Genomic DNA, 18,941 nt, shown 5'->3' on the forward strand with positions numbered 1-18,941 from the left:
CGGCAATAGGCATAAAACAGAATCTTAGTCATTAAAACAGGATGATACGGTGGTTGACCTTTTATCCCTTTCTCGTATACCTTGTGGATAACCGTTAGATCCAAGTGGTCAACAAGATCACTGATAAAATAAACAAGATGTTCCTTGGGTAACCAATCCTGTGGCGCGGGCGGAAATAAATATATTTGATTTGGGTTGTATGGCTTATATCCTTTGATCATAATATTGTATATTTCGACAACTTGTACCAATTGCCCTGCTAATAGTATCTAATTTTCCTTGATTATGTTAATACTCAGACAGGCTGCTAGCCTGTACTATCCATCAAGTTCCCAAGTCCCGGTAAACGCACTATTTGTTTGTTCCACAGATCTTCCCTTAATTAATTTAATCATGAAAGGTAGGATATAACAATAGAATATTCTACTTTGTAATGGTGCTGATTTTCACCGGTACCCTGTTATATGGAACCATAGTACCTCTAATACCTGTCTATACCCTACAGTTACAATTAACCTTGGTGAAATTTCAATCATTTTTTCGCTAGTTTAAAAGAATAATTATTTTGAAAAAATGCTAAATAATCATTGTTTAGTTCACAATTAAATTGTACAATTAGACCATTTAAAACCAATAAAACCATAAAAATAAAAACTTGACACATCTAAACTTGATATAAATGCAATGCAACCAACGTGTATATCAAAGGGGGCAAGGAGCTATTAACATGGCACCGCATAGCTTAAATTACAGCCAAGTGCTGGATCAATTACAAGTACGCCCGGAAACGGGCTTGGACTCTGCTGAGGCGTCAAAGCGCCTGGCGAAATACGGTGTAAACAAACTCAAGGCTAAAAAAAATAAAACCAGTTTACAGCGTTTCTTTGAGCAGTTTAAGGACGTAATGATTCTCATCTTGATACTGGCAGCGGTAATCTCATTTGCAATTGCCTGCCACGAGGGAGAACCCGAAGGTTTTTTCGAGCCTGCCTTGATCCTATTGATAGTTGTTATCAACGCCACAATAGGAGTGATCCAGGAGAGCAAGGCGGAAAAAGCACTGGAAGCTTTGCAAAATCTCTCTGCTCCCCACGCGCGGGTAATTCGCGACGGTAAAGAAACCGTTATCGAAGCGGCACACCTGGTTCCCGGTGACATTATCAGTTTGGAAGCCGGTGACTATGTTCCCGCTGACGCTAGAATTATTCTGTCCGCCAGTTTACAATCCCAGGAATCCGCCCTGACAGGAGAATCCGTCCCCGTTGAAAAGGATGCCGCTGCTGTGGTGGCGGAAAACGCCCCGTTGGGTGACCGGGTAAACATGCTTTATTCGGGCTGCAGCATTACCTATGGCCACGCCAAAGCTGTGGTCACCGCAACGGGCACAGATACCGAGATGGGCAAAATTGCCCATCTGCTGGATTCGGCCATCGACACCCAAACACCCCTTCAGCACAAACTGGCCCAGCTGGGTAAATACCTTGGTTTTATGGCCCTGGCAGCCTGTGCAATCATTTTTGTCATTGGAATAATGGACGGCATGAACGCCATGGAAATCTTTATGATTGCAGTGTCACTGGCGGTTTCGGCCATACCCGAAGGCTTACCGGCCATTGTAACGGTTGTACTGGCCATTGGCGTTCAGCGGATGGTCAAAAAGAATGTTATTATCAAGACATTGCCCGCGGTGGAAACACTGGGCAGCGCAACGGTCATTTGCTCCGACAAAACCGGCACCTTGACACAAAACAAAATGACACTGGTAAAGGCACTGGATGCGGAGACACCCGTTCTTGAGGATATCAGTGAGGACAATTCACCGGCAATTAAAAAACTCCTTCAATACGCCGCCCTGTGCTGTGACGGCACAGTGGAATTTGAGAACGGCCGGGAGCACCACATTGGAGATCCCACCGAGACATCCATCGTGCTGGCGGCCCGTAAAAACGGCATGCCCAAGGATGAATTAAATCGCCTGTACCCGAGACTGGCTGAATTACCCTTTGATTCCGACCGCAAGTTGATGACTACGGTCAATCATATTGATGGCAAGTACATTGTAATTGTCAAGGGTGCCTTCGATGTCTTGGCGGATAGGTGTATAAAAGGAAATTTGGAAGCGGGCAGAAAATACGCCCGGGAATTGAGCCGGCAGGCTTTGCGCTTGCTGGCTGTGGCCTATAAAGAAATTGCCACCCTTCCCCCAACGCCCACAACGGAAGAGCTGGAAAGCGGGCTAACTTTCATGGGTTTGGTGGGCATGATCGACCCGCCCCGCCCCGAAGCGCGGGATGCGGTGGCGGTTTGCCGCCAGGCAGGTATTAAACCGGTGATGATTACCGGTGACCATGTGGCCACCGCTTCAGCCATTGCCAAAGACCTGGGTATTTTGCTGGATGAGGATGATGCCATTACCGGCAGGAAACTGGCCATGATGTCCGAAGCGGAACTTAATGAGCGGGTGCGCAATATTGCAGTATATGCCCGTGTTTCACCGGAGGATAAAATACGCATCGTGCGCGCCTGGCAACACCAGGGTGAAATTGTTTCCATGACCGGCGACGGCGTAAATGATGCCCCTGCCCTGAAGGCAGCGGATATCGGGTGCGCAATGGGGATTACGGGTACGGATGTGGCCAAAGGTGCATCGGACATAATACTCACCGATGACAATTTTGCCTCCATTGTGGATGCGGTGCGGGAAGGTCGCGGCATTTACGACAATATTAGAAAAGTTGTCGGTTTTTTGCTGGGAACCAACATCGGTGAAGTACTGACGGTATTTATCGCTATGCTTTTTTGGCGGGAGTCCCCCTTACTGGCCATACAGCTTTTATGGATTAACCTCATTACCGACAGCCTGCCCGCCATTGCACTGGGCATGGAAGCTGTGGAAAGGGATGTTATGACCCGCAAACCCAGACCCAGAGGCGAGAGTATCTTTGCCCACGGGCTGGGAATACGCATCGTTATGCTGGGCACCATGTTTGCCGCATTAACCCTGACCGGCTTTTTGATTGGTTGGAAAAGCACCGGAAATATCGTGGCCGGGCGCACCATGGCATTTCTCGTACTGGCCCTTTCCCAGGTTATTCACTCTTTCAATATGCGCTCCAACCACTCTTTGTTCAAAACCGGTATTTTTTCCAACCGGTATCTGAATTGGGCTGCGGGCATTTCAGTGGCCTTGATAGGCTTTATTGTATTTATTCCCGCTGTGGCAACTGCCTTTGGCTTAACCCAGTTATCCAATAACATGTACCTTTTAGCTCTGGGGTTGGCCATGGCTCCGGTGGTGGTATTGGAGATGTCCAAGGCATTTGGCCTGCTAAAGAAGTAACAATGATGACTCCGGTACGTTTTTTGTTTCTTGCCATCCTGCAAATTTTTTCTGGCAGCCTGCATAAAACACCAATAAAAGCCGCATCTATATGATTAATAAATGCCGGGGGGTTATTAATGTGGATACGAAAAATAACGAAAAACACTTGGAGCTGGCAACCTTTGCAGGCGGCTGTTTTTGGTGCCTGGTGGCCCCTTTTCAGCAGTTACCGGGCGTGGTTAAAGTATTGTCCGGCTATACCGGTGGGCACAAAGAGTTTCCCACCTATGAGGAAGTCTGCTCCAATACCACGGGGCATTATGAAGCGGTGCAAATAACATTTGATCCCGATATATGCCCGTATGAAAAACTACTTGACACTTACTGGCGGCAGATTGACCCCACCGATGCGGGGGGACAGTTTGCGGACCGCGGGCCATCTTACAGAACTGCATTTTTTTACCATAACCAAAACCAAAAAGAAAAAGCTGAAGCGTCCAAAAGGGCCATCGAAGAAAGTGGTCGTTTTGACAAGCCTATTGCCACGCAAATAATCGAAGCTTCTCCTTTTTACCCCGCTGAAGAATACCACCAAAACTACCACCAAAAAAATCCCGAACACTACGGCATGTACCGCCGGGGCTCCGGGCGCACCAAATTTATAGAAAAATACTGGGGAAATGACAGGGACCGGGAATTGATTAAGAAAAAGTTGAACAGGCTCCAGTATGAAGTGACCCAAAACAACGCCACCGAACCGCCCTTTAATAATGAATACTGGGATCATCAGCAAGAGGGTATATACGTGGATATCGTTTCCGGTGAACCTCTGTTCAGTTCCCTTGATAAATTTGATTCCGGGTGCGGCTGGCCCAGTTTCACCAAACCGCTCCACCCGGAAAACATCAAAAAACGCACTGATAAGAGCCATAATATGCTCCGCACCGAAGTTAGAAGCAAAGAGGCGGACTCCCATTTGGGCCATGTGTTTGACGACGGCCCGGCCCCAACAGGTTTGCGTTACTGCATTAACTCGGCTTCATTACGGTTTATTCCCAAGGAGGATCTGGAAAAGGAGGGCTATGGAGAATACCGCCGACTTTTTGATTAAACATCATTCCCCGGTTATTGGAAAACCCGCCAGCGCGGACTGGCGGGTTTTCTTTTATTCCTGATTAAAAATTACCCTCCAAATTAACCGGACTGCCCGGTTGCTTTTTACTGATATATCCCCTTGCTCCCAAAGAAGGATCTTTCAAAGCGTGCCGAGAAAGAATTCAGGTATCTTTTTTAGCACGACAAATAAAAAACAGGGAGAATTAAGTTATGTTGGGATATAAGCAAAGGATATTCTACTTTGTAATGGTGCTGATTTTCACCGATACCCTGTTATATGGAACCATAGTGCCTCTAATACCTGTTTATACCCAGCAGTTGCAATTAAACCCGGTGATGATGGGGGTTATATTTGCTGCCTATTCCCTGGGGCTTTTAGTGTTCAGTATCCCTTTGGGCATAATCGCCGAAAGATACGGCTACAGAAAGGTTTTTTTAGCCGGCATGGCGGGTTTAACCCTGGCCACCGCCCTTTACGGCTTCGCCAACAGCCCCGAAATATTGTTCTGTTGTCGCCTTATACAGGGAATCGCGGCGGCTGCTTCGTGGACGGCGGGACTGGCCATGGTAGCTTTGTTATACCCCGAACAGCAGGGGGAAAAATTAGGTTTAATTATGGCGGCCATGGGTCTGGGAACAATTCTTGGCCCTCCCATTGGCGGCATGTTGTTCCACTACCTGGGTTACCGGGAAATGTTTATGACACTGGCAGCTTTTTGTTTTTCGTTGCTTTTAATGCTCTGTTTTGTGAAATTCGGCCATTTGGCCGGGGGTAACCGGGATAAGAATTTTGCTATTTGGCAGGTTAGAGATAACCCTGGCCTGGTATGGCTGGGTGTGGTAGTTATAATTGCCAGCAGCAGCTTTGGCATGCTGGAAATATTATTACCCAATTACCTGCACGGGCGTTTTGGGCTGGGCAGTTTACAAATTGGCATGGTTTTCGGCCTGATGGGCTTGGTGCACGCCTTCAGTGACGCCGGGGTGGGCTTTTTATCGGACCGGCACGGCTACAAACCATTTGTGTACTGGGGTCTTTGGGCCAGCGCCCTTTGCCTGCCATTTTTAGCCCTGGCACCCAACCCGGTAATATTAACCCTGCTGATAACACTTTTAGGCATAGCCCTGGGAGCGGTGCTTACACCCAGTCAACCGTTAATGTATCATATTGTTGCGGCCGACCCGGTTTTGTGGCCCGGCGGCGGGGCCGGGCTTGTATACGGGGTCTTTAACACCTGTTTTTCCATGGGGTTAATGCTCGGGCCGCCGCTGGGCGGGATGCTGGAAAGATATTTGGGTTTTTCGGCGGGGCTAATTATATTTGCTGTGCTGTTAATGGCTTCGGCAGTGCTTTTCCGTTATAAAGTAAGCACGTTGCCGTTGCGCAACGCCGTCTAGTTAGTGAGCACGGGGGTAGGGTTTCCAGTACCCCCTATAAACTTGGTACATGAGAAATACCCGCCAATGTAAACCGGCGGGTTATCTTTTTCTCCTGATCAAAAATTGGCTCTAATTAGCCGGGCTGCCCGTTTTCTTCCTATTTAACCGGAAAGGTAATCCTGGTTAGAAGTTCACTTTCCGGTGTATCACAGGGGCTGTTTAGATAAAATTCATAAGCCAACCGGGTAGGGGTGTAACCGTTTTCACTTATCCACTGTGTAAGGGCGTTATATGCAAGCTCAAATAATATATCTTTGTTTCCCTTTAGGCGAACTTTTGGGTACTTGGTACGTCTTAATTTTAACAGCCAACATGGCTGAATATAAAACATGCCCGGTTGTAACCAGCGTTGCCCCGGCATAAAAAGTTAGGATGGTGTATCGTGCGCAGGTTATTGTTTTTAGTGCTGGCTATTTTACTTCTGTTCGTCGCCGGCGGCTGCGGTGGAGCGGCCAATGACGCGTCCGCTCCAACCGCAACTGACGGCAGCGGCCAGTATGATAATCAAACAGCCAATATGTCCACTGAACAAATGGAAAAGGTCAAGGCAGAGGAAGAAGCCCGGGCCGGTGCAACACAAAAAATTATTACCACCGTGAACCTGGTGATGGCAGTGGCTGATGTCAATGAAACTGTCTCGAAAGTGGAGCAAATACTCCAGGAGGTTAACGGTTATGTTCAAGATGCCGACTTTTGGTTTGTCAATGACCGCCCCCGGGGTAATTTTACTTTACGTTTACCAGTGGAAAAGGTGGATGAGACATTGCCCCGTTTGGAAGCCCTGGGGCAAGTTGAGAGAAAAAACATTTCCGGGCAGGACGTCACTGAAGAGTATTATGATGTCGAAGCCCGCAAAAACAACCTCCAAAAACAGGAGGAACGATACCTGGAACTACTGAGCAAGGCTAACACGGTTAAGGATATGCTGGAAATCGAGAACGAGCTGGCCCGGATACGCGGTGAGATCGAATCCTTTGAAGCCAGGCTGAAGGTGCTGGATAACCGGGTGAATCTAGCCACCATAAACCTGGAACTTCGCTCACCCCAGGGATTATCCACCGGTGAAACTTTGAGGGACCCCTTCGGGCAGCGGATACAGGCCGGGTGGCAGCGCGGCGTTAACGGTATGATCAACCTGGTTCAGGATCTGTTTGTCTTTTTGGTTATATTGCTGCCCTATACACCAATCTTGGCCGTGGGTGGCTACTTAATCTACCGGTTGTATAAAATCAGGGTGTTCAGGAAAAATGGCCACAATGGAAAAGACTAATGGCAATGGGGTGCAAAACAGAATTAATATTCTGCCAACTCATTACACCGGTGAAGTCACCTTGACGTAAAATCTACCGGCCAAACATTTAATGGACCGGCCAAATCCTTTAGCCACCGGAAACTGGTGGAACTGACCTTGACCATTGGTTTTTATAACTTAGTGGCCCGCGTTTTGGAAAACACGGAAGTTGAGGTGGAAAGCTAGCTTTACAAAAAATAGCTGACTGGTATTAGATTTGTCGGCCGAAAAGACCAGTTGGTAAAAATTCACCTGAACAGGGGACAGTTTTTGTGCCAGCAAAACGTAAAGCACCGGAACCGTCCCCGTGCTTCTTTTCATAGAAATGTTTTTACTACTGCCCCAACGAATGTTCTAAAATCATCCAGGTTCCTTATCAGAATCTGGTATACCTCTTTATCGTCCACATCATGATACAGGTGAACCACCCGGTTTCGAAACTTGGCCATCTGTAAAAAAACCGGCTCTTTTTTTTGAGGTAGAATCCCTTGCTCTACTAAAATTAATAAGGCTTCGGCATAAGTTTTGGGGGTTCGGAAACGTTCCCTGGCAATAACATGGTGGGCAATATCCAGCATCGCTTCAATGGATACCTGTATCAGGTGCTTTGCGGATTCAACATAGTAGAACTTGTCTAAAAATTCTTCGGGGGAGAGCTGGGCCAGGATTTCCAATTTGGCTAAATTGTCCTCGATAACACTGATTTTATGCTGGACAACTTCCTTATCCACCATCGACATAAACCTCCTTTAGCGCCTTACACCTTTCGCGCTGAAAGTTTTTCAGGTGGTATGCATAATCAAAATAGTACTTGTAAGTATCCTCCAAAAAATTACTGGTCGATACATAATCCGCCTGGTAGATCAATTGACCCTCCGCAATAGCACGGTAACGTAGTTGTATGGGCGACCTGTTTAAATTAACCACGTCAATTCGATCTGTTTCCAGTGCCAAACTTAGAGCAACTTCCAGTTCCAGTTCCGTCCTTAAATCCGCCTTAATTTCCGGCAAAAAGATAACACCCAGGTCAATATCGCTATGGATGGTTTGATACTCTGTGCCGTATGAGCCAAATAAATACACCGCAGCTATGTCGGTTCTTTGCTCCAGTACCCTGACTACTTTGCCAATAGGAACATCAATTTTCTTTCTTTCCCCGGACTGCATAAAAACACCTGCCTTTTCATGTAATTACCCTGTGTAATCTCGAACGAACAGCGGCTTCCGAGATACCCGGGGTAATTTGCTATGCACGCCTTTCCAACATTCAAGTCAAGAGGATGATTTTATTATCGTTATCTTTGAGACAAGAACAAGAGTTATTCATTGCAATAAATTAATGTTGGGATTACGCATTGAACAGGATGTCAGCCAGTATGATTATGACAACGAAACTCTTTTATTTATTGATTATTTATGCTGTTTGGAACGATATTTTAAAATAGAGATTATTAAACCGCAAAGAAAAATCAGGCCAGTGTAGAATAAATCCCTTGCTTCCCTATTTGCCGTGCCCCAGCAGTCCCATCACCAGGGCCACCATACCGGCAGCGATGAGGGGGCCGACGGGCACTCCCCGGAAAAAGGCCACCCCAATAATGGTACCAACCATGAGCCCCACCATCACCTGGGGCTCTACGGTCAGGTAACCTACTCCCCGTGCCCCCAAATAGGCCACAAAAACGCCCGTGACCAGGGCCACCAGCCCGGCGGGACTGGCCAGGGTTCTATATATCTCGGGCCAGCCAATCCCACCGCTGGCAAAGGGAATTAGTATGGCCAGGGTGATCACACCGATACCCACGTTGAGGGCGTGTTTTTCCAGTACGGGAAACAGCGCCTCGCCGTGCAGCAGGCGCAGCGCCAGCAGCGCCCCTGCAGCGACAGCCACCACGTAATTATGACCGGCAATGCCCAGTAAAATAATAACCAGCAGCAGAATACCGGCCTGTCCCCATGATGCCAAAGTACTACCCCCTAATTTTAGCTACAGACAACTGCAGTTTGCTATAAACAGTTGCACATATCACACCATCGTCGATCCCGCAATCAAGATTTTTGCCGTAAAGATTGGTAAAAAGGGGCTTATACATAATAAGCCGGAGGGGCGGCTGCAAAAGATTGTTAGCTGTGCAGCACAATTACGCAGCGCGAAACAATTTCCCCCGAAAGCAGTGAATAACCATGACGGCACCCGGCACAGGAGAACAGATGAAAGTTTCCATTTATTCCTGTACTTTCACACTAACCGCCCCCGTGCTTCCTATATCAGCACGGCTACCTCGTCCCGGTCCAGGACGTTCCGAATATCATGCACGGCCTGTTTGAAGGAGCGATCCTCCCCGGCAGCCCGTTCCACTTGCCGCAGCACATCGATCTCCCGGCGGATAATGGAAAAAATATCCCCCTCATGTAAATTGCAGCGTTTCTGCAGTTCCTCAAAGGTAGCCCCTTTATACCAGGCTTCGGCCAGCGGACCGGGCAGCGGCGACCATACACAAAGGTGTTCGGGCACACCGGCGTCCAGCAGTTTGTTTCTTAACAGCGCTGCATTGTCCATATTGTACTCGCCGGGCAAAACCACTTCGTCCCGGCCGGGCTGGTAATCAATCCCGGCTAAAATGGCGGCCGCTTCGGCCGGTGCGGCATCCCGCAGTATGCCGGAAAACACCAGCTCGGTGACCAGTATTTCTTGTACATGTACGTGTAATGCAAACAATCCCCGGGGCAGCAAAGTTTTACCCTCAATGAAACCAAGCTTCTCCAGCAGGTCACACATGCGTCGAAATTCCTGGTGATAGTCCACGGCATATTTTTTCAGCTGGCGGTTACGCCGGACCAGTTCCTTTTTCCGCTCCACCAGCGCAGTAATTTCATCATGGGCGTCCCGGCAGCCATGGTGAAAACACCCTTTGGCGGGCTGGGCCAGAATGGATTTGATTTCAGCTATCCGCCCCGGCACTTCGGGTTTGTGCCGCCGCCTGCGGTTGCGCAGCCGGTTCAGCTCTTTCTTTAACTTTTCCCGCAACATGGGGCAGGACGGCCCGTCTTTATCCTGGCAAAAGTTTTTACGCAACGTATAAATCTTTTCCTCCACCGTTTCCAGTTCTCCGGCCAGGCTAGCAATTTCCCGGTTGTTCTGGTAAACCGCCAGGTTTTGGGACAGGTAACGTTCTATTTCCTCGTCAGTTTTCCAGTGCAGCAGGCTGAGGGCAGTATTGGGGGAAATGACCAGCCGGCCCCGCACGGGCTCCACCTGGCTTTCATCGAAAAAGCCGGTTTGTTCGGGAAATTTTTCATCTATATTAATATAGACATGTCCCACCTTATCAAAACCGCGCCGTCCGGCTCGCCCGGCCATCTGAAAAAACTCCCGGTTCAACAGCCCCCGGTGGTTACGCCCGTCCCATTTGCGGGTGGAATCAAAAACCGTACTGGCCGCCGGAAAGTTGATGCCCACAGCGAAGGTTTCGGTGCAAAAAAGGACAAAGATCAGCCTGGCTTCGTAAAGGTTCTCCACCAGCTCCTTCAAGGCGGGGGATAAGCCCGCGTGGTGGTAACCAATGCCCTGGAGCAGCAGGCGCCGCAGGTGCTTGCGCCGTCCCCCGAATAAACCCGGGGTAATCTGCTCCGCCCTTTCCATCATTTCACTCACCCGGCTCTTTTCCCCGGGCAGCAAAAAGTCCCACTCCCGGCTCAGTTCTTCCGCCAGGAGCTCGGTACGTCCCCTGCTGAATACAAAATAAAGGGCGGGCAGGTGGTCCTGGATAGATTCGATCACGCCCACACACATGGCGTTATTTACTAAAGCCAAATTTAATCCCCCTCCCCGCCGTTGCCATACATATAGTACCGGCTGCCCACCTGGCGCAGCGCCTCAATTTCATCCAGGGCTTCCTCTTCATCCAGCACCTCGTTATCCGGGGTAATCCAGTTAATTTCCAAAGGCACGGCCCGCCGGTATTCCTCCACCACCACTACCTTTTCTCCCCTTACTTCTTCCATCCACCGGGCCAATTCATGGATATTGGGCACGGTAGCGGACAAACCCAAGATGCGCATGTGGGGCGGTGCAAAAATGATACTTTCTTCCCAGGCCGTACCCCGCTCCACATCGTCAAGGTAATGCACTTCGTCAAATATCACGTGGGATATATTATCCATCCATTCGGGATTGGCAAAACACCAGTTGCGGAAAATTTCAGTGGTCATGACCAAAAGCTGCGCCCGCTCGTTGATGGACACGTCACCGGTTATGAGGCCCACCCGGTAGTGACCGTACTGGCGGGCAAAATCCCGGTATTTCTGGTTGGAAAGGGCTTTGATGGGGGAAGTATAGACCACCTCCCGGCCCTGTTCCAATATACTTTCCACCAGCCGCTCGGCAATCAGTGTTTTACCGGTGCCGGTGGGCGCGGCCACCAGTACCGAATAACCCTCCAGCAGGGCGGCAATGGCTTTTTGCTGGTAATCATCCAGTACTATCGGCCCGGGTTCGGTAACCTTTTCAACCTTATGCCGCCTGGGGCGCCGTTTTTTACGCCGCACCGGCCGGTCCTGGCTTTGGTCTGTTGCCTCACCCCATCCCGCCCGGATATCGGGCAAGTGCTCCAGTAAATCCTCCACGTCGCCCCGGCGCAAGTGGTATGCACCCCGCTCCGACCGGCCCGCACTGCGCAGGTGTCCTTCCCGGATCAACCGTTTGATTTGATCCTGGGTGATGGCCAGTATTCTGGCGGCGTCGCCTGTTTTAATCTTCTCTGCCCGTCGCAGCAGCCTATCCATGTTGGGGGAACGGCGCAGTGTATCAACGGATACGCGCCAGTAACGCACCACCCCCTCCATTTGAAACCCCTGCAGGTGTCCCAGTTCCCGCAGGCCGCCCACATCGCCGGGGCGTATCCCTAAAACCCGTCCCGCTTCCCGGGCGGTGTAAGAATTGTCTATCAGGTAAGCCACCGGCACCGTCGGGCCGCCCCGGGCCGGCAAGTCCAGCCCGGTAATTTCCTTTAGTTCACGGGCAATTTTGCCCGGGTCTGATTTAATAGGCGCGCAAAATAGCTCCCGCCGGCCTATTTTAAGTTCCACGCAGCCGGCCTGCAAAGCCTCCTGCCGGGCCAGTTTACGCTCCCGGGGAGCAAAATCCTCCAGGGTGAAAAAGGAACGCCCACCCATTTTTTGTTGTAATGTATAGTGCACATAGGCCAGTATTTCCCGGCGGCGCAGTTCCCCGGCGCCCTCGGGCCTTGTTTCCACAGTGACGCGCCCGTCGGGCAGTATCACAAAGGGGGGCTCTTCCCGCCCCTTTTTAATATGGGCCACCAGTTTCTTGTGGCGTTTGAACATTCGAACAAATTCCTTGCGGCTGATGGGTTCACTGCGGGATAAATACCTGCCCACCTCGTCCCAGGCCGCGTCGCTGTCCGGATGGGTATAACGCCCGTCCGGCAGGCAAACCAAATGGGCCACCGCCTCGGGGAGCAGCTTTTCACCTAAAGACCGGTTAATTTCTTCCTCCGACAGTGTTTCGTGCTCCTCAATTAATTCGTCCACCTGCTGGCGCTGCCGCTGCACGCGCCGGCTGTGGGCCCGGGCCTCCTCGGCCCGGCGGGTTAGCTCTGCCTGCCCCGCCGCAGTATCCCTTAATGTATAGAAATGGCCAGGCAGCATAACTACATCGGGCATACTTCCGGGCAGCCTGGCCGGAAGTTCCACCGCCAAAGTTTCCGATAGCTGCTCCCGGGTGCGGGGTACCCCGTCAACCAAAAGCTCTCTGATCTTCTCCTGAACTTCGGCCAAAAGCCTTCCCTTCAACACGGGCATATTGGAGGAAATTATTTTAGCGGCCATCCTTTTTTCTTTTCCGGCAAGTGCCCCGGCGGTATCCCCGGTACCGTTGGGACGGCTCAAAAATACCTGTTCCGGAGGGCCGCCCTGGGGCCCGGTCACCGTCACCTCACCCCGGGTAGCCAGGGATTGCAGCGCACCGGAAATCTCGTCAAGGTGGCTCCCGGCCCGGTTCCATAAATCGGGCAGGCTGACTTGTCCACCGGCCGGTATATGCTCAAGTAATATTTTTTTCAGTTCTTCTGTTCTGGCGTTTGCCAATCTAACAACTCTCCTGATAGCTAATTTTATTATTTTGCCCTTAATATATTGTTTTATATTATACGTATTTTTTCCCGGTATATATTACTCCATGCTACTGTGTAAATTATACACACCCTTTACGATGCGGGTGTACCGCTGACACTTGCTTTTCGCCTTGCACATGTTTGTAATAATAACCCGGCGACAAAGGTAAACAGTTCCCGGTTGTATTATATCCAATAAATAGACAACAAACTACAGTATTTGTTCCACCGTCAAGAATTAGTCACCTGCCTGGTTAATCAGCCGCCCTTCCTTTTAAGAATTTCATTCCACAACAGATCCATGGTTTTACCGGCCGAATGGTTAATGATCAGACTGGCTTTGCCATCCGCCATGGTGTTGTCAAGGTTAATTATGGCCAGTTTACCGGCCAGCATGGGCAGGTAATTGGCGGGTTCCACCTCCAGGCTGGAGCCTATCACCAGCAATAATTCACTGGTGGAAACCTCTTTGAGGGCCTCTGTAAAATCACCGGTCAGTTGATCACCGAAAAAAACGCAGTCAGGCTTGTAAATACCCTGACAGTCATTGCACCGGGGTGGTATTTGGCTGGCCATCACCTTCTCCAACAGACCATCCCAGGCAATTTGCCCCCCGCACTGCATGCAGGTTGCCGAGCGCAGGTGCCCGTGCAGTTCCCATACCCTGGCTGAACCGGCCCGCTGGTGCAGGCTGTCTACGTTTTGAGTAACCACCCCGGCCAGCATACCTGCATTTTCCAATGCCGCCAGCACCTCATGGGCCCTATTGGGCCGGGCATTATTGATGGAGGCCAGGTGAGGTAGTCCGGCCTGGTAAAAGGCGGCGGGCCGGTACCTAAAAGTGTCGGCGGAAAAGGCATACATGGGATCAACCCTGGACCACAGCCCGCCCGGACTGCGAAAGTCAGGAATACCGCTTTCAGTGGATATACCGGCCCCGGTCAGCGCCACTGTCTTTTTGCTGGCCAGCAGCATATCAGCAAGCCTGGCCACCTGCTCTTGCAAAGACATAAAAGCACCCTTTCTTCCTTAATAAACTTTAAAAAACAACCCTTGGTGCATTTAATTCACATCACCATGGAGATCTTTTCCCCGCAACGGGAACAGACTCCGCCCGATATCCCCCGCACCCGGGTATGGTAACCTTCCCGGTCAACAAGCACTTCACCGCAACCCGGGCAAACAGTACTGGAAGATTTCATGTGCGGGGCATTACCCACGTACACATAGCGCAGCTTGCGCCGGGCTATATCCCGGGCCTGCCTTAAAGTTTCCTCGGGGGTGGGGGGCAAATCCAATTTATAATTGGGAAAGTAGCGGGAAAAGTGCAGTGGTATATCCGGGTCCAGTCCCGCCAGCCAGTCCACCAGGCGGCTGATCTCCCCGGGGCTGTCGTTTAAGCCGGTCACCAAAAGGGTGGTGATTTCCAGGTGGCAGTGCCCGCGGGCTACTTCCACGGTGCGCAAAACCGGGTCCAGCCGGCCCCCGCAGGTGGAGCGGTAAAAATCATCGGTAAAGGCTTTAACGTCAATGTTCATCGCATCAATATAAGGAAGCAGCTCCCGCAGCGGCTGTTCATTGACATAACCATTGGTCACCAGCACATTTTTAAGTCCCGCCTCCCTGGCCAGCCCGGCGGTATCGTAAACATATTCATACCACATGAAGGGCTCTGAATAGGTATAAGCCAGCCCCACGCAGGGGTAACCGTGCTTTTTTTGCCGCAGGGCCAGTTGTACCGCTTGTTCCGGGCTCAGGTAAGTGGTGTCGGGGGTTTCCTGGGCTATTTGCCAGTTTTGGCAAAAACCGCAGCGTAAATTGCAGCCCACCGTTCCCAGGGAAAATATCACATGACCGGGATAAAAATGGTATAACGGCTTCTTCTCAATGGGATCCAGGGCATAGGAGGAACACTGGCCGTAATTGGCAGCATACAGGGTACCCCCCTGGTTTTGCCGCACCCGGCAAAAACCCTGTTTACCCGGGGCAATGTTGCAAAGCCGGGGACACACTTTGCAATTAACCTGCTCCCCGGGGCCTTTGGTGTAAAACATGACCTCGCGCCGCACCCCACCAACTCCTTGCATATATAATACTGGAACAGGAACCTACCGGTACCTTACCACCTCAAAACGTTCCAACCGCACGGCCTCTCCCGGTCCAATGCCCGCCTTCTGCCTGGCAATGTTCACTTGTTCCTCCACAGTGTTAATGCCTTCCAGATCGGGCAGCAGCAGTCCCCGCCTGCCCCCCGCGGAGACGATAACTCCGTAACGGCGGGGATCCAGTTCATTTAGCCCCTGCACCGGCTCGGGGTCGGTTAAAACATCCACTGATATATCCAGTTCCGGCAATTCCCCCGGTTCCACCGGGTTAAACCGGGGATCCCGAATAGCCGCGCTAATGGCGTTATGGGCAATTTCCTCCGCTATAGTATTATATGTGGGAGCGATGGTACCGATACAACCCCTGAGCTGGCCGTGTTTTTTCAGTGAAACAAACACCCCGGCCCGGTTGTTTTTAAATTCCTCCGGCACCTGGGCCGGGTCAAACAGTTTATTCTTTGCACCGCTGAAATATCGCTCCAGTACCTGTCGGGCAAGCCGCACGGGAAAACTTTCCGCCGCCCTTTTGGCCCCGGCGCGGTACAGCGCGGCTTGCCGCAGTTTTCCAAGAAACAAGCGGTTATCATCCCGGGCACCGGGCACCAGTGCAGCCACCATATAGCCAACCCCGAAGGGTCCTTCATAGGACAGTACCTCACTTCCTATCGTAACCCCATCCAGGGTACCCAGCATCATAATGATGGAACGCAGCCCGCACTCCCCGGCATTTTCCGCCAGTTCGGGATCCAAACCGCATATACCTTCCACATCCGCCGCCCCCACCAGTTCCACCAACCGGCTGTCAAACTCCTTCCCGGCGGGATGATAGCCCGCCGGCGCATCCGGGGTCAGCCGGTGGGAAAGATCCGCACTGGCCAATACCGCTATTTTGCGGTTCAATTGGTCAGCAGCTTCCCGCACCGCCACACCGAAGGCATATAGCTCATGGAAGGGCAGCAGCCCCATGGATACATGCACCAGAGGAAGGTTTACACCGGCCTCCCGGATAAAATAAAGGGGTGCCGTAATACCGTGATCCAGCCCGGTGGATACACCATAGCGGCCGGCCAAGGCATTGTCCAGAGCAGCCACCGTAATACCTTTCCCGGCGGCCACCTTTCCAATGGCCTGCATCAGTTCCACATCATTGTTCAGTGCAAAGCGCACCCCGGCAGCACCGAACCGGCCCAGGTCACCCTCGAGTCTCTTTACTGCATTAATGCCAATGCCATCGCTGAACACAGCACCATGAGGAGTAATCATCACCAGCGTGTCCGCACCGCTATCACTGACCCGCCTCCCCAATTCCAGCATAGCCCCTTTGGTGTGTGATACATCTTCGTCCCGGCCCTGTCCCACCTCGGGCACCATCACCGGCGGGTGGGGACAAATACCACAAAAAACAACAGGCATAGGTATACCCGTAATACGGACAGGCCGCTACGGGTAATCAACTCCTTTCCTTTAATATTCGGTATATGCCATATATTGTGTTTTAACTGAGACCCTGGTATACAAAATAACCGCCCAGCCCCACTAAAAACACCCCGCAAACCACTATCACACCACGATAAAACCGCTGGCTCAAAAAACGCCGGCCGCCGGCCACCGCACCCGCCACCAACCCGTACCAAATAAAATCAGACAACAAGTGCCCGCTCATAAATGCCACCAGCCCGCCTGTACCCCGGGTCATGGAGGTGGTGATATAGGCCAGCCCCACCGTAGCCCACCAAAGGCTCCAGTACGGGTTGGACAGACTTACCAAAATGCCCGCCGGTACCGGGTGCAGCCTGAACCGGCCACTGGCTGGCCGGTCGCCGGGAAGCTTTTCATCACCGGCAACCCTTTTCTCAGCAGTAGCCAGTTGCAGTGTAACCTTGCCTGCCCGGGCGTCCCGGTACATGGCCTGGCCCATGTAAATCAAAAAACAACCGCCCACCAAAGCAATGGCGGTATGCACCCGGTCCGACATCAATAGCTCTGCCGCCCCCCACACCAGTAGCAGTACCAGTAGAATTTCCAGCAGGGCATGCCCCACCATTAACAGCGGCCCGGCAATAAAACCCCGCCGGACGGATTCCCCAATGGTTACCGTCAACAGCGGCCCCGGCATGATGGCTCCGGAAAAGCCAACCACCAGCGCCGTCCAGAAAATTGTCCCTAATTCCATATTTTATACCCCTAACCAAGTTATATTAAACCACCCGTCATGCAATCACCTGTTTATTAATTTCGCCAATTAACCGGCAAAACCTGCCAGGTTGGCCCAAGCGGTTATAATACTCATACCTTTTTAGTTATAATGTACAATTCCTATCATACCCGGCAGGAAAAGGGAAGCAGGTAAAGGAATTAATATCAAACCAGTAATTAGCCAGCACAACTCTTATTTGAGGGACTGCTCCAAAATGTGCGCGAAACCCGTTTATGTCTATACACTGGCTCGCCTTTGCGATGCTTACGCAGGTGCCCAAGCCCTGCTTTTCGGACAAACTTTTTCAGGAAAAGGTAGAGTGGCTACACATGCAGATTTCCGGCGTATTACCGATATTGCTTAATATCATTTTAAGCGAACAGCAAAACCAGAAACAAACGCCCCGGGAACCGGTTGCGAATAAAACCATACCGCGTCCCTCATCGCTGTTTACATCTACACCGGAAACAGAAGCAACCCCCAGGCAACGCCAGGCGGAAGGTGGTGAACCGTTACTACTACCCTTGCCAGTAAAGACATCGCTTTACCCGGACACCCAATTTTTTGTTTTCCGCAAAACCGGTGACCCCGGGCATAAACAATATAGAGAAGAAACCGGCATTGTATTCAGCTTGGCCACAATGAGCCTGGGACAGCTATTCTTCGTGCTTACCCAGCGTGGGAATACAGCAATACATATAGCCTGCCGCGTCGAAAATGAAAGTATTGCCGCCCGGCTCACCACCGCCGCAGAAGAGTTGAAGCGGCAGGTACAGCAACTGGGCTTTGCTCAAATTACCTTTCACTGTGCCGTTCTGGATCAAAAACTACGCAAGCTCCGGGCTGAATTTGCCTCCCCGGCTTTGCTGGATCGAAAGGTGTAGCTAAATGGACAACAAACGCAACGATAAAAGGAATATAGCCAATCACTATGCCGCCGCACTGCAGTACCAACCGGGTCAAGATCAGGTCCCCCGGGTAACGGCCGCCGGCCGGGGTGATTTGGCCCGCGCCATCAGGGAAATGGCTGAAGACCACGGCGTACCGGTTTATGAAGATGCCAGGCTCGCCGAAACGCTGTATAAACTGGGGGTAAACACGGAAATACCACCGGAATTATATGATGTTGTAGCCCAGATATTGATCTTTGTCGCCCGCCTGGATGCCCAAAAATAAATTCCAGCGCGGTAATTCGGTGCCCGGTGTCCAAAAATTTGCATGGTTGATACCTGTGTAACGCCCCGCAGTTGCTTTCCCCATTTTAATTTTCAGGACGCAAAATTGCGCTTTTTTACCGCGAGCTGTTGTTTTTCATATCTCAATGGCTATAATTTAA

The 18,941-nt window shown here is 51.1% G+C and carries 17 protein-coding genes; 6 read left to right on the plus strand and 11 right to left on the minus strand.

What is annotated here, in order from left to right:
- Nucleotides 1-221: transposase (locus LX24_RS15380; protein ID WP_479723365.1), on the minus strand; the 221-nt coding region annotated here is incomplete at its 3' end.
- Between the two features lie 506 nt (nucleotides 222-727).
- Between LX24_RS15380 and LX24_RS12770 the strand changes: the two genes are divergently transcribed.
- The 3 genes from LX24_RS12770 (at nucleotide 728) to LX24_RS12780 (ending at nucleotide 5,836) form a co-directional block, all read left to right on the plus strand.
- Entirely contained in the window at nucleotides 728-3,340 is a 2,613-nt protein-coding gene (locus tag LX24_RS12770; protein ID WP_166512537.1) for a calcium-translocating P-type ATPase, PMCA-type, read from the plus strand.
- A gap of 91 nt (nucleotides 3,341-3,431) precedes the next feature.
- Complete coding sequence (msrB, locus tag LX24_RS12775; RefSeq protein ID WP_166512538.1) at nucleotides 3,432-4,433, plus strand: peptide-methionine (R)-S-oxide reductase MsrB; 1,002 nt, start codon at nucleotides 3,432-3,434, stop codon at nucleotides 4,431-4,433.
- 215 nt (nucleotides 4,434-4,648) lie between these two features.
- Complete coding sequence (locus tag LX24_RS12780) at nucleotides 4,649-5,836, plus strand: MFS transporter (protein WP_166512539.1); 1,188 nt, start codon at nucleotides 4,649-4,651, stop codon at nucleotides 5,834-5,836.
- Nucleotides 5,837-5,975: 139 nt separating this feature from the next.
- On the opposite strand, the gene LX24_RS12785 is transcribed toward LX24_RS12780, so the two are convergent.
- The gene (locus LX24_RS12785; protein ID WP_166512540.1) at nucleotides 5,976-6,239 is read right to left on the minus strand and encodes a GyrI-like domain-containing protein; all 264 of its coding nucleotides are present in this window, start codon (nucleotides 6,237-6,239) and stop codon (nucleotides 5,976-5,978) included.
- 21 nt (nucleotides 6,240-6,260) lie between these two features.
- Here LX24_RS12785 and LX24_RS12790 point away from each other — a divergent pair, with 21 nt between their 5' ends.
- Complete coding sequence (locus LX24_RS12790; protein ID WP_166512541.1) at nucleotides 6,261-7,148, plus strand: DUF4349 domain-containing protein; 888 nt, start codon at nucleotides 6,261-6,263, stop codon at nucleotides 7,146-7,148.
- Nucleotides 7,149-7,486: 338 nt separating this feature from the next.
- On the opposite strand, the gene hepT is transcribed toward LX24_RS12790, so the two are convergent.
- From hepT to LX24_RS12835, 9 genes are all read right to left on the minus strand, one after another.
- Nucleotides 7,487-7,903, minus strand: a complete 417-nt coding sequence (hepT, locus tag LX24_RS12795) for a type VII toxin-antitoxin system HepT family RNase toxin (RefSeq protein ID WP_166512542.1) — start codon at nucleotides 7,901-7,903, stop codon at nucleotides 7,487-7,489.
- Nucleotides 7,893-8,336 carry a type VII toxin-antitoxin system MntA family adenylyltransferase antitoxin gene (gene mntA / locus LX24_RS12800; RefSeq protein WP_166512543.1) on the minus strand — a complete coding sequence of 148 codons (444 nt, stop codon included), beginning with the start codon at nucleotides 8,334-8,336 and terminating at the stop codon, nucleotides 7,893-7,895. The genes hepT and mntA overlap by 11 nt, the downstream gene beginning before the upstream one ends.
- Nucleotides 8,337-8,670: 334 nt before the next feature.
- Nucleotides 8,671-9,135 (minus strand): DUF441 domain-containing protein, encoded by a 465-nt coding sequence (locus tag LX24_RS12805; RefSeq protein ID WP_166512544.1) that lies wholly within the window; start codon nucleotides 9,133-9,135, stop codon nucleotides 8,671-8,673.
- A 297-nt stretch (nucleotides 9,136-9,432) separates the two neighbouring features.
- Complete coding sequence (locus LX24_RS12810) at nucleotides 9,433-10,983, minus strand: helicase-related protein (protein WP_341473576.1); 1,551 nt, start codon at nucleotides 10,981-10,983, stop codon at nucleotides 9,433-9,435.
- A 2-nt stretch (nucleotides 10,984-10,985) separates the two neighbouring features.
- Entirely contained in the window at nucleotides 10,986-13,277 is a 2,292-nt protein-coding gene (locus LX24_RS15045; RefSeq protein WP_243131742.1) for a DEAD/DEAH box helicase, read from the minus strand.
- A 284-nt stretch (nucleotides 13,278-13,561) separates the two neighbouring features.
- Entirely contained in the window at nucleotides 13,562-14,314 is a 753-nt protein-coding gene (locus LX24_RS12820) for an SIR2 family NAD-dependent protein deacylase (RefSeq protein ID WP_166512545.1), read from the minus strand.
- A 56-nt stretch (nucleotides 14,315-14,370) separates the two neighbouring features.
- Nucleotides 14,371-15,357, minus strand: a complete 987-nt coding sequence (amrS, locus tag LX24_RS12825) for an AmmeMemoRadiSam system radical SAM enzyme (RefSeq protein ID WP_166512593.1) — start codon at nucleotides 15,355-15,357, stop codon at nucleotides 14,371-14,373.
- A 54-nt stretch (nucleotides 15,358-15,411) separates the two neighbouring features.
- Entirely contained in the window at nucleotides 15,412-16,821 is a 1,410-nt protein-coding gene (gene amrA, locus LX24_RS12830) for an AmmeMemoRadiSam system protein A (protein ID WP_166512546.1), read from the minus strand.
- An 82-nt stretch (nucleotides 16,822-16,903) separates the two neighbouring features.
- Nucleotides 16,904-17,581: a LysE family transporter gene (locus LX24_RS12835; RefSeq protein ID WP_166512547.1), complete on the minus strand. Its 678-nt coding sequence runs from the start codon at nucleotides 17,579-17,581 to the stop codon at nucleotides 16,904-16,906.
- A gap of 353 nt (nucleotides 17,582-17,934) precedes the next feature.
- On the opposite strand from LX24_RS12835, the gene LX24_RS12840 reads away from it, so the two are divergent.
- Entirely contained in the window at nucleotides 17,935-18,489 is a 555-nt protein-coding gene (locus tag LX24_RS12840; protein ID WP_166512548.1) for a hypothetical protein, read from the plus strand.
- A gap of 4 nt (nucleotides 18,490-18,493) precedes the next feature.
- The gene (locus LX24_RS12845; protein ID WP_166512549.1) at nucleotides 18,494-18,781 is read left to right on the plus strand and encodes an EscU/YscU/HrcU family type III secretion system export apparatus switch protein; all 288 of its coding nucleotides are present in this window, start codon (nucleotides 18,494-18,496) and stop codon (nucleotides 18,779-18,781) included.
- The last annotated feature ends 160 nt before the right edge of the window (nucleotides 18,782-18,941 follow it).

Source organism: Desulfallas thermosapovorans DSM 6562 (genome assembly GCF_008124625.1).
Classification (GTDB): Bacteria; Bacillota; Desulfotomaculia; order Desulfotomaculales; family Desulfallaceae; genus Sporotomaculum; species Sporotomaculum thermosapovorans.

Coding starts and splice junctions, on each gene's coding strand:
- mntA (WP_166512543.1), bottom strand. CDS start 8,336: ATGCAGTCCGGGGAAAGAAAGAAAATTGATGTTCCTATTGGCAAAGTA.
- amrA (WP_166512546.1), bottom strand. CDS start 16,821: ATGCCTGTTGTTTTTTGTGGTATTTGTCCCCACCCGCCGGTGATGGTG.
- LX24_RS12785 (WP_166512540.1), bottom strand. CDS start 6,239: ATGCCGGGGCAACGCTGGTTACAACCGGGCATGTTTTATATTCAGCCA.
- msrB (WP_166512538.1), top strand. CDS start 3,432: ATGATTAATAAATGCCGGGGGGTTATTAATGTGGATACGAAAAATAAC.
- amrS (WP_166512593.1), bottom strand. CDS start 15,357: ATGTTTTACACCAAAGGCCCCGGGGAGCAGGTTAATTGCAAAGTGTGT.
- LX24_RS12835 (WP_166512547.1), bottom strand. CDS start 17,581: ATGGAATTAGGGACAATTTTCTGGACGGCGCTGGTGGTTGGCTTTTCC.
- LX24_RS12780 (WP_166512539.1), top strand. CDS start 4,649: ATGTTGGGATATAAGCAAAGGATATTCTACTTTGTAATGGTGCTGATT.
- LX24_RS12770 (WP_166512537.1), top strand. CDS start 728: ATGGCACCGCATAGCTTAAATTACAGCCAAGTGCTGGATCAATTACAA.
- LX24_RS12840 (WP_166512548.1), top strand. CDS start 17,935: ATGCAGATTTCCGGCGTATTACCGATATTGCTTAATATCATTTTAAGC.
- hepT (WP_166512542.1), bottom strand. CDS start 7,903: ATGGTGGATAAGGAAGTTGTCCAGCATAAAATCAGTGTTATCGAGGAC.
- LX24_RS12820 (WP_166512545.1), bottom strand. CDS start 14,314: ATGTCTTTGCAAGAGCAGGTGGCCAGGCTTGCTGATATGCTGCTGGCC.
- LX24_RS12845 (WP_166512549.1), top strand. CDS start 18,494: ATGGACAACAAACGCAACGATAAAAGGAATATAGCCAATCACTATGCC.